Source organism: Pseudomonas sp. R5-89-07 (genome assembly GCF_003851685.1).
GTDB lineage: Bacteria > Pseudomonadota > Gammaproteobacteria > Pseudomonadales > Pseudomonadaceae > Aquipseudomonas.
On sequence record NZ_CP027727.1, the window covers coordinates 4,881,286 to 4,897,248 of the forward strand.

The following is a 15,963-nucleotide window of genomic DNA, read 5'->3' on the forward strand; positions in this document are numbered from 1 at the left end:
AAAATCTCGATTTCTACGTAAATAGCAGAACTTCTCTCAAATTTTCTCGACTGCTTGCCATCCTTTATCCCGACGGTTAGGGTTGAGCTTATGAAAACCTCTCACACCCTCATTCAGCGCCGCCAGCACCGCAGTCTGTGCCTCGTCAGCGCACGACTGCCAAGCTGAATCGATCTGTCTCGCCCAAGCGTCGTCCCAACACTAGTGATTCGGCAGGCCGCCTTTTCTCGGCCCTATAACAAAGGATTTTGCGATGAGCATGCTCAAAGACCCGTCTTCGAAATACCGTGCGTTTCCGACCATCGATATCCCGGACCGCACCTGGCCGTCCAACACCATTACCACCGCGCCGATCTGGTGCAGCTCGGACTTGCGTGATGGCAACCAGTCGCTGATCGAACCGATGGACGCCGCGAAAAAGCTGCGCTTCTGGAAGACGCTGGTCGCCGTCGGCGTGAAGGAAATCGAAGCCTCCTTCCCGGCCGCGTCGCAAACCGATTTTGATTTCGTACGCACCCTGATCGAAGACAACCACATCCCCGAGGACACCACCATCCAGGTGCTGACCCAGGGCCGCGAGGACTTGATCGCCCGTACCTTCGAATCCCTGCGCGGCGCCAAGAAGGCCATCGTGCACCTGTACAACGCCACCTCGCCGTCGTTCCGCCGCATTGTGTTCAACCAGGACAAGGACGGCATCAAGGCAATCGCAGTGAACGCGGCCAAGTTGTTCGTCAAATACGCTGCCCAGCAGCCGGAAACCCAGTGGACCTTCGAATACTCGCCGGAGACCTTCAGCGCCACCGAGCTGGAGTTCGCCAAGGAAGTCTGTGACGCGGTGATCGAGGTGTGGAACCCGACGCCCGAGCACAAGATGATCCTCAACCTGCCGGCCACCGTGGAATGCGCCACGCCAAACATCTATGCCGACCAGATCGAGTGGTTCGGTCGCCATATCAACCGCCGTGACAGCGTGATCATCAGCCTGCACACCCACAACGACCGTGGCACGGGCGTGGCCGCCACCGAGCTGGGCCTGATGGCCGGGGCTGATCGCGTCGAAGGCTGCCTGTTCGGCAACGGCGAGCGCACCGGTAACGTCGACCTGGTCACCGTGGCGCTGAACATGTACACCCAGGGCCTCGACCCCCAGCTGGATTTCTCGGATATCGACGGCGTGCGCAAAGTCGTCGAGGAGTGCAACCAGATCCAGGTGCATCCACGTCACCCGTATGTCGGCGACCTGGTGCACACCGCGTTCTCCGGCTCCCATCAGGATGCAATCCGCAAAGGCTTCTCCCAGCAGAAAGACGACGCCCTGTGGGAAGTACCGTACTTGCCGATCGACCCGGCCGACATCGGCCGCAGCTACGAGGCAGTGATCCGCGTGAACAGCCAGTCGGGCAAGGGCGGTATCGCCTACCTGCTGGAGCAGGAATACGACATCAGCTTGCCACGCCGCATGCAGATCGAATTCAGCCAGGTGGTGCAGGCTGAAACCGACCGCGTCGGCCTGGAAATGACCGCACCGCAGATCTACGCCTTGCTGCAACGCGAATACCTGCAGGCCAACACCCCTTACGCGCTGGTCAGCCATCGCCTGCAGGAAGAAAACGGCAACAGCTACGTGGAAGTGGAAGTCTCCGGCAAGGGCCAGGGCGAAACCAACCTGCACTGGAAAGGCAAAGGCAACGGCGCGCTGGAAGCGCTGGTGGCGGGCTTGCCGATTGGTGTGGAGATCATGGATTACAACGAACATGCAATCGGCGCGGGCACCCACGCTAAAGCAGCGGCGTACATCGAACTGCGTGTGAACGGTGAACGTCCGGTGCATGGTGTGGGCATCGATGAAAACATCACCACCGCCAGCTTCAAGGCGCTGTTCAGTGCGCTGAACCGCTCGCTGAGCCAGCAGGAAGCGAAAGCGGCGTAAGCTTTATCGGCGCAATGCAAAAGGCCCCTGGGTGAGAATCCAGGGGCCTTTTTACTATGGTGTTGCTAGCGGCCTCATCGGGGGCAAGCCCCCTCCCACAGGGGTATGCATTCCAAATGTGGGAGGGGGCTTGCGCCCGATGACGGTCCGTCAGGTAAATTGAAAGCTATCGGCATCCAGGTTCGCCGGAAACCGTGTGCGATACGCCGCCAGTTCAGCCGCATCCAGCCTCACCTGAAACACCCCATCCGCCTCTCCCGCGCTCAGCAGGGTCTCGCCCTGGAAGTCCAGCACCTGGCTGTCCCCGGTGTAGGCAAAGCCTTTCCCGTCCGTGCCCACCCGGTTCACCGCGGCTACGTAGCACAGGTTCTCGATGGCCCGCGCAGGCAACAGCCGGTTCCAATGCTGACGCCGCGCGCCCGGCCAGTTGGCGGTGTACAGCAGCAGATCTGTGTCTTGGGCATCACGACTCCACACCGGAAAGCGCAGGTCGTAGCAAATCAACGGCCGAATACGCCAACCGTTCAGCTCGAACTGCACCTGACGCTCGCCGGGGGTGTAGTGGTCATGCTCGCCGGCCATTCGGAACAGGTGGCGCTTGTCGTAGTGCAGCACCTCGCCGTCCGGCCGCGCCCACAGCAGGCGGTTACGGTGGCTGCCGTCGGCCGCCTGGATGATGACGCTGCCGGTGATCACGGCGTTGTATTTCGCGGCCTGAGCCTGAAGCCAGCGGTGAGTCGGGCCGTTTTCCGGTTCGGCCAGGGCAGCCGACTCCATGGAGAAGCCGGTGGTGAACATCTCCGGCAATACGATCAGGTCGGCGCCGTTGGCCTGCTCCAACAGCAACTCGAAATGTTCGAGGTTGGCTGGACGGTCGTGCCAGGCCAGGGTGGTCTGGACCAGGGCAATAGTGAGATTGGGCAGAGCGGTCAAATCACGCATAATTTTTCGGCTGCCTGTCGCAGCGTATCCTCGCGTTTGGCAAAGCACAGGCGCACCAGGCGCTGGCCCTGCGGGGGAGTCTGGTAGAACACCGACACCGGAATACTCGCCACCCCGTGTTCACGGGTCATCCACAGCGACATGGCGACGTCATCCAGGTCCGGGCGGATCTGTGAGTAATCCACCAGTTGGAAATAAGTGCCCGTCACCCGAGTGAAATTGAAACGGGACGGTGCGAGCAGGTCGCAGAACAGGTCGCGCTTGGCCTGATAGAACGCAGGCAGCTCATCGACATGTTGCGGATGCGCGGCCATGAAGTCGGCCAGCGCGAACTGCAACGGCGTTACGCAGCAGAAATTCACGTATTGGTGCACCTTGCGCAGTTCAGCGGTCAGGGCGGGCGGCGCGACCACATAGCCGGTTTTCCAGCCGGTGACGTGGTAAGTCTTGCCGAAGGAGCTGATCACGAACGCGCGCTGGTACAGCTCTTCGTGGGCGAGCACGCTGACGTGGGGCACGCCGTCGAACACCAGGTGTTCATAGACTTCATCGCTGACCAGGTAGATGTCGCGATCGCGGATCAGTTCGGCCAGTTGGTCCAGCTCGGCGCGGGTGATCAACGCGCCAGTGGGGTTATGCGGCGTGTTGAGGACGATCATGCGCGTGCGTGGAGAAAGCGCGGCCTTGATCTGCTCAAAGTCCAGCGCGAAGCCTTGCTGGCTCAGTTGCACATGCACACAACGGCCCCCGGCCAGCTCGACCGAAGGCTCGTAGCTGTCGTAGCAGGGGTCGAACACGATGACTTCATCGCCCTGGCGAATCACCGCCTGGATCGCGCAGAAGATGGCGGCGGTCGCGCCGGGGGTGATGGTCACTTCGCTATCGGCGTCGACCTTGGCGCCGTAACTGCGGGCGATCTTGGCCGCCACTTGCTGGCGCAGCGACGGCAAGCCGGTCATGGGGGAATACTGGTTATGCCCGCTGGCGACATGTTTGCCTACCGCATCGAGCAAACCCTGGGGACCGTTGAAGTCAGGAAAACCCTGTGACAGGTTGAGCGCGCCGGTTTCGGCAGCGAGCTGTGACATGGTGGTGAAGATGGTGGTGCCGACATTCGGCAGCTTGCTGGTGATCATGGGAGCCCCCTTCGGGTGAGCCCAAGTTTTAAGCTGCAAGCTGCAAGGAGGTCAAGGGGCAAACCGCCAGGCACAAAAAAGGGCTCCAAAGGAGCCCTTTCTTGCAGCTTGTCGCTTACAACTTGAAGTTGCCGCTATTTTTTATCGCGGCGCTTCTTGTCGGCCTTCTTGTGGTGAGTCATCAAACGACGCTTCTTGTTCACCTGACGGTCAGTCAGTGTGTTCTTGTTGCCTTCGTATGGGTTCTCGCCACCCTTGAACTCGATACGGATCGGCGTACCGACCAGTTTCAGCACACGGCGGTAGGTGTTTTCCAGGTAGCGCACATAGGACTTGGGCACCTTCTCGATCTGGTTACCGTGGATCACGATAATCGGCGGGTTGGCACCACCCAAGTGGGCGTAACGCAGCTTGATGCGGCGGTTGTTGACCATCGGCGGCGCGTGCTCGCCCACCGCGTCTTCCAGGATCTGGGTGAGGCGGTTGGTCGGCCAGCGGGTAACCGCGGACTTGAACGAGTTCTGTACCGACGCGTAGAGGTTGCCCACGCCAGTGCCGTGCAGTGCCGAGATAAAGTGGATATCGGCGAACTCAACGAAGAACAGGCGGCGCTGCAGCTCGATCTTGACGAAATCGCGCTCGCTCGGCGTCATGCCGTCCCACTTGTTGATCGCGATCACCAGGGCACGCCCGGCTTCCAGGGCGAAGCCCAGCAGGTTCAGGTCGTGGTCAACCACGCCTTCGCGGGCGTCCATCACGAAGATCACTACGTTGGCGTCTTTGATCGCCTGCAGGGTTTTCACCACGGAGAATTTTTCAACTTCCTCGTGGATCTTGCCGCGCTTGCGCACACCGGCGGTGTCGATCAGCGTGTACTTCTCGTCGTTACGCTCGAACGGGATGTAGATGCTGTCACGGGTGGTGCCGGGTTCGTCATAGACGATGACCCGGTCTTCACCGAGCATGCGGTTGACCAGGGTCGACTTGCCGACGTTAGGGCGGCCGATGATGGCGATCTTGATCCCGTCTTTTTCGCTCGGGCCAGGAATGCGCTTGGCTTCCTCGCCTTCGGCGACGATCTCCTCCTCGCCCTCTTCTTCCTCATCGTCATCCTTGGGAAAGGTGCTGAGGGCAATTTCCAGCATCTGCGTGATGCCGCGACCGTGGGCACCGGCAACCGGGATCGCATCACCCAGGCCCATCGGGCTGAATTCGGCACGGGCCGCCTCAGGATCGATGTTATCGATCTTGTTCGCGACCAGGTAGGAACGCTTGTTGCGCTTGCGCAGGTGCTCGCCAATCATCTGGTCGGCTGCGGTGTAGCCCGCACGGGCGTCCACCAGGAACAACACGACATCGGCTTCTTCAATGGCCAGCAGCGACTGCTCGGCCATTTTTTCGTCCATGCCATGTTCGTCACCGGAGATACCACCGGTGTCGACAATAATGTAGGAGCGCCCTTGCCACTTTGCCTCACCGTATTGGCGATCACGGGTAAGACCGGACAAGTCGCCGACGATGGCGTCGCGAGTCCTGGTCAGGCGGTTGAACAAGGTGGACTTGCCGACGTTAGGTCGGCCCACCAGGGCGATTACGGGAACCATGCGGCTCTCCACTTCGTTATTTCAGAAAATACAAAAGCCGCTGCAGGGCAGCGGCTGGTGCTCGACTGTAGGAGCGAGCTTGCTCGCGAAAATTGCAAAGGCACCGCGTTCATTCAAGCATCACGCGTTATCGTTAACGATTTTCGCGAGCAAGCTCGCTCCTACAGGTTGAAGCTGCCTTAGGAGTTTAGCCCCAGGCGTCGTTCTTACTTGATGGTCAGGGCTTCCAGCTTGCCGCTGTTGCCATACACATAAAGCATGTTACCCACCACCAGCGGACGCGCACGCAGGCCGTCGCTGTCGATACGCTCGCGACCTACAAAGCGACCGTCCACCTGGCTCAGCAGGTGCAGGTAGCCTTCGAAGTCACCGACCGCTACGTAGCTGGAGAAGACTTCCGGTGCCGACAGTTGGCGGCGAGCCAGGGAATCGTTGCTCCACAGCGCAGTGGTGGAACGCTCGTCGACACTTTCAACGGTGCCGGACGCCAGGCTTACGTAGACGCTGCCAAACCCTTGGGCGACACCGGCGTAGCTGGAAGCATCACGCTGCCAGTTGACCCGACCGCTCTGCAGGTCCAGCGCCGCAACGCGGCCCTGGTAGGTGGCGACGTAGAGGGTCTCGCCGGACAGCAACAGGCCGCCGTCGATGTCCACCACGCGGTCCAGCTCGGAGCGACCTTGTGGGATTGCCACACGGGTTTCCCAGGCCGGTACGCCATTCTGGGTATTCAGGGCGACCACTTTACCGGTCGACAGCCCGGCAACGGCCAGATTGTTGGTCACAATCGGACCACTGGTACCGCGCAAGGTCAGCACCGCCGGGGTGCTGTCGTACAACCAGCGCTGGTTGCCGGTGGCGGCGTCCAGACCGATCACGCGATCATCCTGGGTCTGCACCACGACGATATCGCCGTTGGTGGCAGGCGGTGCGAGGACTTCACTGGTCACGCGAGCGCGCCATTTCTCTTCACCGGTGCTGGAATCCAGGGCCACGACCTCACCCTTGAGGGTGCCGAGCATGACCATGCCGTAACCCACGCCTACGGCGCCGGAAACTGGCAATTCCAGGTCTTTCTTCCACTTCACGTCACCGTTCATGCGATCCATGGAGGTCACGATGCCGGTTACGTCAGCGGCCACAATGTTGTCACCGTCGATTGCCGGTACCAGCATGTTGTAGGTTTCGCCCTGACCGTCACCGATGGAGCGGCTCCACTGCTTCTGCAGGACCACTTCTTCCTTGAAGCTGGTCAGCTCCGCAGGCGGCAGTTCTTTTTTACTGTTGCTGCTGCAACCCGCGGCCAGAACGGCCAGAGCCAGCAATGCTGCATGTTTCCAACGGATCACGTCACGCATCCCCTTTGGCCAGGTCGTCCAGCTTGATTTGTAAGCCACCGACCGCCGCTTCATCAGACAGCGCCGCCTTGGCTTTTTGGTACGCAGCATTGGCTTCGTCGGTACGACCCAATTGGACCAACAGGTCGCCCTTGAGCTCTTCGCGAGTGGCTACAAATGCCTTGTCAGCATCGCCGTCGAGCAGTTTGAGTGCTTCGTCAGCCTTGTTCTGTGCCGCCAATACCTGTGCCAGGCGCTGACGTGCGATTTCACCCAGGGTCGGGTTGGTCGGCTTGTCGGCGATGGCCTTGAGCTCGGTGGCTGCATCATCCAGCTTGCCGGTGTCGACCGCGACTTTCGCGACGAACAGGCTGCCGTACTGGGCGTAGGTAGTGCCGCCAAATTCGTTCTTCAGCTTGCCGGCCAGGTCTGCCACTTGGGCAGGGTCCGGCTTGCCGTCCGGCGTCAGGGTAGTTTCCAGCAGTTGCTGATAAACGATCGAGGCGCCCTGGGACTGGTTGGCCTGATACTTGGTCCAGGCTTGCCAGCCGAACACCACCACTAAAGCCAGCAGGCCGCCAGTAACCAGGGGCTTGCCGTTACGCTGCCACCAGTCCTTGAACTCGGCCAGTTGCTCATCATCAGTACTCGACACCCCAATACTCCTTAATCGCTAAATTCGGCTGTTCGACAGCTTCAACCCTGCACGACGCAGGTGGCCAGGTGCGCAGCGAGCGCATCAAAGGCAATGTTCTGTTGTTCGCCCTGGCCACGCAGGGGTTTGAAACCTATCACTTGCTGGGCCAGTTCGTCATCGCCGAGGATCAGCGCATACAACGCGCCGCTCTTGTCGGCCTTCTTGAACTGGCTCTTGAAGCTCCCCGCACCGGCATTGATCTGCAGGCGCAGGTTCGGCAGCTGGTCACGCACTTTTTCGCTCAGGGCCAAGGCAGCCAGTTCGGCGGCCTCGCCAAACGCGCAAAGATACACGTCCACTTGGCGGGAAATCTCTTGCGGCACCTGCTCCAGGGTTTCCAGCAGCAGGATCAGCCGCTCAATGCCCATGGCGAAACCCACGCCCGCAGTGGGCTTGCCGCCCATCTGCTCGACCAGGCCATCGTAACGGCCACCGGCACACACGGTGCCCTGGGCGCCGAGTTTGTCGGTGACCCATTCGAACACGGTCTTGCTGTAGTAATCGAGGCCGCGCACCAGCTTGGGGTTGATCACGTACGGAATACCCGCTGCATCCAGACGAGCCTTGAGGCCCTCGAAGTGCGTGCGGGATTCGTCGTCCAGGTAGTCGGCCATTTTCGGCGCGTCGACCAGTATGGCCTGGGTGTCGGCGTTCTTGGTATCCAGCACGCGAAGCGGGTTGGTCTTCAGGCGGCGCTGGCTGTCTTCGTCCAGTTTGTCCAGGTGGGCAGACAGGTACTCGACCAGGGCGACCCGGTAGCGGCCACGGGACTCGCTGGTGCCCAGGCTGTTGAGTTCGAGCTTGACCGCGTCACGGATGCCCAGCTCGCCCCACAGGCGCCAGGTCAGCACGATCAGCTCGGCGTCAATGTCCGGCCCGTCCAGGTTAAAGACTTCGCAACCGATCTGGTGGAACTGGCGATAACGACCTTTCTGCGGCCGCTCGTGGCGAAACATCGGGCCGATGTACCACAGCTTCTGGGTCTGGCCGCCACCGGTGATGCCATGCTCCAGCACAGCGCGAACGCACGCCGCGGTACCTTCCGGACGCAGGGTCAGGGAGTCGCCGTTACGGTCTTCAAAAGTGTACATTTCTTTTTCGACGATGTCGGTCACTTCACCGATGGAGCGTTTGAACAGCTCGGTGAACTCGACGATTGGCATGCGAATCTGCTTGTAACCGTAGTTATCCAGCAGGCGCGCGACAGTGCTCTCGAAGTAACGCCACAGTGGCGTCTGCTCCGGCAGGATGTCGTTCATGCCACGAATGGCTTGCAGAGACTTGCTCACATCAAATCCTTAAATTCGTTCAATCAGCCGCGAGCGATCAGCGCTGCGTCAGCGGCGACCTTTTCGGCCGCTTTCTCGCGGATCAGCTTTTCCAGCTCATCCACCAGATTGTCATTCGTCAATTTCTGCGACGGCTTGCCGTCGATGTAAATCAGGTTCGGGGTGCCGCCGGTCAAGCCCACATGCGCCTCTTTGGCCTCGCCCGGGCCGTTGACCACGCAACCGATCACCGCCACATCCAGCGGCACCAGCAGGTCTTCCAGGCGCAACTCCAGGTCGTTCATGGTTTTCACCACGTCGAAGTTCTGCCGCGAACAGCTCGGGCAGGCAATGAAGTTGATGCCACGGGAACGCAAACGCAGGGATTTGAGAATGTCGTAGCCGACCTTCACTTCCTCTACGGGGTCTGCCGCCAGGGAGATGCGGATGGTATCGCCAATCCCTTCGGCGAGCAGCATACCGAGACCCACCGCAGATTTCACTGTGCCTGAGCGTAAACCGCCCGCTTCAGTGATACCCAGGTGCAGTGGCTGCACGATTTCCTTGGCCAGCAGGCGGTAGGCTTCTACGGCCATGAACACGTCGGAAGCCTTTACGCTGACCTTGAAGTCCTGGAAATTCAGGCGTTCCAGGTGTTCAACGTGGCGCAGTGCCGACTCGACCAGCGCCGCCGGGGTAGGCTCGCCGTATTTCTTTTGCAGGTCTTTTTCCAGCGAGCCGGCGTTGACGCCGATGCGGATCGGAATCCCGCGATCACGGGCCGCATCGACCACAGCGCGCACACGGTCTTCGCGACCGATGTTGCCCGGGTTGATGCGCAGGCAGTCCACACCCAGTTCGGCTACGCGCAACGCAATCTTGTAGTCGAAGTGAATGTCGGCAACCAGGGGCACCTTGACCAATTGCTTGATACGGCCGAACGCTTCGGCAGCGTCCATGTCCGGTACGGAAACCCGCACGATGTCCACGCCGGCCGCTTCCAGACGGTTGATCTGGGCGACGGTGGCGGCCACGTCATTGGTGTCGCTGTTGGTCATGCTCTGCACCGCGATGGGGGCATCGCCGCCCACCGGCACCGAGCCGACCCAGATCTTGCGCGATACGCGACGTTTGATTGGAGATTCGCCGTGCATGACTATTGTCCCAACTTGAGGCGAGCTGTCTCGCCACTGGTGAACGGCGCCACGTCCACAGGCTGGCCGTTGTAGACCACTTGCGCGCCACGGGCGAAGCCCAGACGCAGCGTCAAAGGAGGCTTGCCGCCCTGGTCCAGAGTATCTCCCTTACGCTTGAGACCGCTAAACAGCACTTTGCCATTGCCATCGGTGACTTGCGTCCAGCAGTCAGCGACGAAGGTGATCTGTACGCGCCCGTCACCGGCGATCAACGCTGGGGTGGTGGGCGGCGAAATGGCTGGCGCAGTCGGCGCCGGAGCCTGTGCAGAGGCAGCCGGTGCTGGCGCGGCAGGTGCTGCCGGAACCGGAGCCGGTGTTGTTGCAGCCGCAGTCGCCGCTGGTGCGCTGCCGGTGTCTGGAGCAGGTTGCTCGACGCTGGCCGGCGCTTCTGGCGCGGCCTGCCCTTCGGCGACCGCCTGGTCTTCCGGCTCATCCAGTGGATGAATCTGGGTGGTGCCGTCGGCGCTTTCGACTTCGACGTGCTCCAGGGCGTTGCTGGTCAGGTCTTTGTTGCGCTGGGTGGTCTGGTCCTGCCACCAGACGAAGCCGCCGCCGACCACCGCAATCAACAGCAAAAGGCTGACGATGCGCAAGATCGTGTGGGAAACCCGAGTAGGTTCTTCGATACGCCCGAGGCCATGGACATTGCTGCCCTGGGAGTCGGTGCCGGTGAACTCGTCGAACGCCTGGACCAGCACGGTCTGGTCGATCCCCAGCAATTTGGCATAGGCACGGATATAACCGCGGGCAAAGGTATGCCCAGGCAGCTTGTCGAACGCGCCAGCCTCCAGGTTGGCCAGGGAGGTGGTGGTCAGATTGAGCTTGAGGGCCACTTCCGCCAGCGACCAACCATTGCTTTCGCGGGCCTGACGCAAGGTCTCGCCTGGGTTGACGCGATTAGCTGCTACAACTTCCGGGTGCGCGGCTTTCATCATTGCTCCGACAGGTATTGCTGATATTCCGGCGTACCGGGATAGAGTCGTTCGAGTTGCTGGCCAAAACGTGCGGCTGTGGCCGGTTCTTCATGAACCGTCGCCAGGCGCACACCAAGTAACAGACTACGTGCATTGTGCCCGCTGAGCTGGCTGAAACGCTCGTAATAGTCACGTGCCGGCACATAATGCCTATCTTCGTAAGACAACTCAGCCATTTCAAGCAAAGCGCGTGGCTGGCGAGCGTTCAGGAGCAGGGCTTTTTCCAGCTGCTGGCGCGCAAGCTCGCGTTGGCCCAGGTGGATCGAAGCCACCCCCAGGTTCTCGAACACGCGCGAACGCTCAGGATATAGGGTATCGGTACTGGCCTGCTGGAAATAACCGGCCGCCTGTTCATAACGTTTCTGCTCGAACAGGAAACTGCCGTAGTTGTTCAACAAGCGCGCGTCACCAGGACGGGACGCCAGCGCCTTGATGAAATACCCATCAGCCAACTCGGGCTCGGCCTGGGCCTTGAACACCAACGCCAGCGCGGCATTGGCATCAGCATCGTCGGCATCCAGCTCCAGGGCTTTCTTCAATGGCACCTTGGCCTGCTCGCTCATGCCTTGTTGCAGATAGCCCAGGCCCAGTTGCACATACGCCACTCGCGCCGCTTCACGACCCTTGCCGGTTTGCAACGGGCTCTCGTGGCCCGATGAAACACAACCGGTCGCCAGACCGGTAACAAGCAACAGCAGCGCAAGGCGCAAGGGCATAGAGGTCCTCTCTCAGGTTCGGTTTGCAGCGCTTTGCGGTGCATCGTCGGCGGCGCTCAATTCACGCACGGCGATGTAGCGCTCACTGCGACGGGTGCGATCCAGCACCTGCCCTACCAATTGGCCACAGGCGGCGTCGATGTCTTCGCCGCGGGTGGTGCGGACGGTGACGTTGTAGCCGGCCTGGTGCAGTTGATCCTGGAAACGGCGGATGGCGTTGTTGCTCGGCCGCTCGTAGCCAGAATGCGGAAACGGGTTGAACGGAATCAGGTTGATCTTGCATGGGGTGTTCTTGAGCAGCTCGATCATCTCCACGGCATGCTCGACCTTGTCGTTGATGTCCTTGAGCATGGTGTACTCGATGGTCAGCACGCGCTTCTCACCCAGGGTAGCCATATAACGCTGGCAGGATTCGAGCAGCATCTTAAGCGGATACTTCTTGTTGATTGGCACCAATTGGTTACGCAATGCGTCATTAGGTGCGTGCAGCGACAACGCCAGGGAAACGTCGATGTGCTTGGCCAGCTCATCGATCATCGGCACCACGCCGGAGGTCGACAGGGTCACACGGCGCTTGGAGATGCCGTAGCCCAGGTCGTCCATCATCAGGTGCATGGCCGCAATCACGTTGTCGAAGTTCAGCAGCGGCTCACCCATGCCCATCATCACCACGTTGGTGATGGCACGGTCGACGGTCGCCGGGACGCTGCCAAAGGATTTGTTGGCAATCCACACCTGGCCGATGACTTCGGCGGCGGTGAGGTTGCTATTGAAGCCTTGCTTGCCGGTGGAGCAGAAACTGCAGTCCAGGGCACAGCCTGCCTGGGACGAAACGCACAAGGTGCCGCGCTTGCCCTGGGGAATGTACACGGTCTCGACGCAGCTGCCGGACGCCACGCGCACCACCCACTTACGGGTGCCGTCGCTGGAGATGTCCTCGCTGACCACTTCGGGACCACGGACCTCAGCAATGGCCTTGAGCTTGTCGCGCAGGGCCTTGCTGACGTTCGTCATGGCGTCGAAATCGTCGACGCCAAAGTGGTGAATCCACTTCATTACCTGACCGGCACGGAAACGCTTCTCCCCGATTGAGTCGAAGAATTTCTCCATTTCCAGCTGAGTCAGACCCAGCAGGTTGGTTTTAACAGTCGATGTCGTCATGGATTCACCCTCACTCTTTAAGCCGATGCTTAGCGAGCGGTTACTTCAGTAGCGGCGAAGAAGTACGAAATTTCGCGAGCAGCAGCGGCTTCGGAGTCCGAACCGTGTACAGCGTTGGCGTCGATGGATTCAGCGAAGTCAGCACGGATGGTGCCGGCAGCCGCTTCTTTAGGGTTGGTAGCACCCATCAGCTCACGGTTCAGAGCGATAGCGTTCTCGCCTTCCAGAACCTGAACAACAACAGGGCCGGAGATCATGAAGGCAACCAGGTCGCCGAAGAAGCCACGAGCGCTGTGCTCAGCGTAGAAGCCTTCAGCTTCAGCCTTGGACAGTTGCTTGAGTTTCGAAGCTACAACCTTCAGGCCGGCTTTTTCGAAACGAGTGGTGATCTCGCCGATGACGTTTTTTGCAACAGCGTCAGGCTTGATGATGGAGAAAGTACGTTGAACAGCCATGGTGTAACTCCAGAAACGGTAATTTACGAAAAATTAAACCCGCGAATTATACGCGGGTTATTGGGTATTGCCTAACTGCGTAAAAAGGCGGCTCAGTCTGCTTCTTCGATCCACAGGCCTTGAATCGCCTCCAGGACCTTTTCGCCACCCCGATCAGGGATGTCGTCAAAGTCCGGCAGCGCCATCACCAGATCACGCAATTTGACGAAGTTCACTGTCAGAGGATTGACCTCAGGATGAGCTTCGGCAAGTTGTATAGCGATTTCTTGTACATCAACCCATTTCAGGCTCATGACAGTTCCTTGAATCAATGCGGCGCTTCGGCCGCATGGTTGAGCGAATATTTCGGGATTTCGACAGTGATGTCTTCAGTGCCGACCTTTGCCTGACAGCTTAGGCGAGAAGTCGCCTCCAGGCCCCAGGCGCGGTCAAGAAAATCCTCTTCCAGTTCGTCTGCTTCCTCAAGGGAGTTGAAGCCCTCGCGGATGATGCAGTGGCAGGTGGTGCAGGCGCACACACCGCCGCAAGCGCTTTCGATCTCGATATGGTTGTCGTGGGCGACTTCGAGGATGGACTTGCCGGTCTCAGCCTCAACAACCATACCGTCCGGGCAATGCTCGGCGTGTGGCAGAAAAATGACCTGCGGCATCAGTTATTCCTCAATTTCATTCAGGTTGCGACCCGCCAGGGCGGCTTTTACCGTCTGGTCCATACGGCGGGCGGCAAAGGCATCGGTGACTTGTGACAGGCGCTTGGTCTGCTGCTCGATGGCGTAACCATCGTTGCCTTTCATGAGTTCGGCCAGTTCCTGCATCTGCAGGTCGATGACCATGCGCTCTTCGGCATCCAACAGACGCTCGCCATCGGCATCAAGCGCGCCCTGCACCGCTTCGAGCAGGCGCTGGGCGTCGACTTGCTGCTCACGCAGCACGCGGGCGACCTTGTCATCGCCGGCATATTGGAACGAGTCCTTGAGCATCTTGGCGATTTCACCGTCAGTCAGCCCGTAGGACGGCTTGACCTGGATGCTGGCCTCGACGCCCGAACCCAGTTCGCGAGCCGCGACGCTGAGCAGGCCATCGGCGTCTACCTGGAAGGTCACGCGAATCTTCGCCGCACCCGCAACCATGGCTGGGATACCGCGCAATTCGAAGCGCGCCAGGGAGCGACAGTCGCTGATCAGCTCGCGCTCGCCTTGCAGCACATGAATCATCATGGCCGTCTGGCCGTCTTTATAGGTGGTGAAGTCCTGGGCACGCGCGACAGGGATGGTGGTGTTGCGCGGAATCACCTTCTCCATCAGGCCGCCCATGGTTTCCAACCCAAGGGACAACGGAATCACGTCGAGCAGCAGCAGTTCGCCACCATCGCGTTTGTTGCCAGCCAAGGTATCGGCCTGGATCGCGGCACCGATGGCGACCACTTGGTCCGGGTCGATTTCAGTCAGCGGCTGGCGGCCAAAGGCTTCGGCCACGGCTTCACGAACGCGGGGAACGCGGGTGGAGCCGCCCACCATGACCACAGCACCGACGTCTTCGAGCTCGATACCGGAATCGCGCACGGCACGGCGGCAGGCTTTGAGGCTGCGGGCAACCATCGGCTCGATCAACGCATCGAAGGCTTCACGGGTCAGCTGGGCCGACCAGGTGCCGTAGGAAACTTCAACGGTTGCAGCATCCGTCAGCGCTTCCTTGGCAGCACAGGCGGTTTGCAGCAGGTTGCGCTGCGCGCCTGGGTCCAGGTCGGCAGACAAGCCCGCACTGCTGATGATCCAGCCTGCGATGGCATGGTCGAAGTCATCGCCGCCCAGGGCGCTGTCGCCACCGGTGGCCAGCACTTCAAAGACACCGCCGGTCAGGCGCAGGATCGAAATATCGAAGGTGCCGCCGCCCAGGTCGTAAATCGCGACCAGGCCTTCGGCATGCTGATCAAGGCCATAAGCCACGGCAGCAGCGGTCGGCTCGTTAAGCAAGCGCAGCACGTTCAGGCCGGCAAGCTTTGCCGCATCCTTGGTGGCTTGGCGCTGAGCGTCATCGAAATAGGCCGGAACCGTGATCACTGCACCGACCAGTTCGCCACCCAATGTGGTTTCCGCGCGCTGGCGCAGTACCTTGAGGATATCGGCTGACACTTCCACCGGGCTTTTCGGGCCTTGAATGGTGTCGATGAACGGCATGTGGGATTCGCCGCCGACAAAGCGGTACGGAAGCTGGTCGCCCAATTGCTTGACGTCGGACAACCCACGACCCATCAAGCGCTTGACCGACAGCACGGTGTTCAACGGGTCGGTAGACGCCGCCAGCTTGGCGGACTCGCCCACTTCGATGCGGTCGGCGTGATAACGCACGGCGGACGGCAGGATCACCTGGCCATCGGCGTCGGGCAACGGCTCGGACAGGCCGCTGCGCACGGCGGCGACCAGGGAATTGGTGGTGCCCAGGTCAATCCCGACCGCCAGGCGACGCTGGTGCGGTTGAGGGCTTTGGCCGGGTTCGGCGATTTGCAGTAGAGCCATGGTAATCAGGTCTTATCTGTCTATCAGGC

At 60.4% G+C, this 15,963-nt stretch carries 15 protein-coding genes; 1 reads left to right on the top strand and 14 read right to left on the bottom strand.

What is annotated here, in order from left to right; translation table 11 throughout:
* Positions 1-253: 253 nt before the first annotated feature.
* A complete protein-coding gene (gene leuA, locus C4J94_RS22280) occupies positions 254-1,933 on the top strand; it encodes a 2-isopropylmalate synthase (RefSeq protein WP_124388094.1) in 1,680 nt (559 codons plus the stop codon).
* Between the two features lie 150 nt (positions 1,934-2,083).
* Here leuA and C4J94_RS22285 read toward each other — a convergent pair whose 3' ends face one another.
* From C4J94_RS22285 to hscA, 14 genes are all read right to left on the bottom strand, one after another.
* Positions 2,084-2,875 carry an amidohydrolase gene (locus tag C4J94_RS22285; RefSeq protein ID WP_124388095.1) on the bottom strand — a complete coding sequence of 264 codons (792 nt, stop codon included), beginning with the start codon at positions 2,873-2,875 and terminating at the stop codon, positions 2,084-2,086.
* Positions 2,863-4,011 (bottom strand): pyridoxal phosphate-dependent aminotransferase, encoded by a 1,149-nt coding sequence (locus tag C4J94_RS22290; RefSeq protein ID WP_124388096.1) that lies wholly within the window; start codon positions 4,009-4,011, stop codon positions 2,863-2,865. Before C4J94_RS22290 ends, C4J94_RS22285 begins: the two co-directional genes overlap by 13 nt.
* Before the next feature lie 134 nt (positions 4,012-4,145).
* Positions 4,146-5,615, bottom strand: coding sequence for a ribosome biogenesis GTPase Der (der, locus tag C4J94_RS22295; protein ID WP_122540547.1), 1,470 nt, complete (start codon positions 5,613-5,615; stop codon positions 4,146-4,148).
* A 206-nt stretch (positions 5,616-5,821) separates the two neighbouring features.
* Positions 5,822-6,973 carry an outer membrane protein assembly factor BamB gene (bamB, locus tag C4J94_RS22300; RefSeq protein WP_124388097.1) on the bottom strand — a complete coding sequence of 384 codons (1,152 nt, stop codon included), beginning with the start codon at positions 6,971-6,973 and terminating at the stop codon, positions 5,822-5,824.
* Complete coding sequence (locus C4J94_RS22305; RefSeq protein WP_124388098.1) at positions 6,966-7,607, bottom strand: YfgM family protein; 642 nt, start codon at positions 7,605-7,607, stop codon at positions 6,966-6,968. The genes bamB and C4J94_RS22305 overlap by 8 nt, the downstream gene beginning before the upstream one ends.
* A 41-nt stretch (positions 7,608-7,648) precedes the next feature.
* Complete coding sequence (gene hisS, locus C4J94_RS22310) at positions 7,649-8,938, bottom strand: histidine--tRNA ligase (protein WP_124388099.1); 1,290 nt, start codon at positions 8,936-8,938, stop codon at positions 7,649-7,651.
* 23 nt (positions 8,939-8,961) lie between these two features.
* Positions 8,962-10,071, bottom strand: coding sequence for a flavodoxin-dependent (E)-4-hydroxy-3-methylbut-2-enyl-diphosphate synthase (ispG, locus tag C4J94_RS22315; RefSeq protein ID WP_003175952.1), 1,110 nt, complete (start codon positions 10,069-10,071; stop codon positions 8,962-8,964).
* Positions 10,072-10,073: 2 nt separating this feature from the next.
* Positions 10,074-11,045, bottom strand: coding sequence for a RodZ family helix-turn-helix domain-containing protein (locus C4J94_RS22320; RefSeq protein WP_124388100.1), 972 nt, complete (start codon positions 11,043-11,045; stop codon positions 10,074-10,076).
* Entirely contained in the window at positions 11,045-11,803 is a 759-nt protein-coding gene (gene pilW / locus C4J94_RS22325) for a type IV pilus biogenesis/stability protein PilW (RefSeq protein ID WP_124388101.1), read from the bottom strand. Before pilW ends, C4J94_RS22320 begins: the two co-directional genes overlap by 1 nt.
* 12 nt (positions 11,804-11,815) lie before the next feature.
* A complete protein-coding gene (rlmN, locus tag C4J94_RS22330; RefSeq protein ID WP_124388102.1) occupies positions 11,816-12,964 on the bottom strand; it encodes a 23S rRNA (adenine(2503)-C(2))-methyltransferase RlmN in 1,149 nt (382 codons plus the stop codon).
* A 29-nt stretch (positions 12,965-12,993) separates the two neighbouring features.
* A complete protein-coding gene (gene ndk, locus C4J94_RS22335) occupies positions 12,994-13,419 on the bottom strand; it encodes a nucleoside-diphosphate kinase (protein WP_003175956.1) in 426 nt (141 codons plus the stop codon).
* A gap of 92 nt (positions 13,420-13,511) precedes the next feature.
* Positions 13,512-13,712 carry a Fe-S cluster assembly protein IscX gene (gene iscX, locus C4J94_RS22340; RefSeq protein WP_034128025.1) on the bottom strand — a complete coding sequence of 67 codons (201 nt, stop codon included), beginning with the start codon at positions 13,710-13,712 and terminating at the stop codon, positions 13,512-13,514.
* Positions 13,713-13,726: 14 nt separating this feature from the next.
* On the bottom strand, positions 13,727-14,068 hold the full coding sequence (fdx, locus tag C4J94_RS22345; protein WP_003175958.1) for an ISC system 2Fe-2S type ferredoxin: 342 nt from the start codon (positions 14,066-14,068) through the stop codon (positions 13,727-13,729).
* Positions 14,069-14,071: 3 nt separating this feature from the next.
* Positions 14,072-15,934, bottom strand: a complete 1,863-nt coding sequence (hscA, locus tag C4J94_RS22350; RefSeq protein WP_124388103.1) for a Fe-S protein assembly chaperone HscA — start codon at positions 15,932-15,934, stop codon at positions 14,072-14,074.
* Positions 15,935-15,963 lie beyond the last annotated feature (29 nt).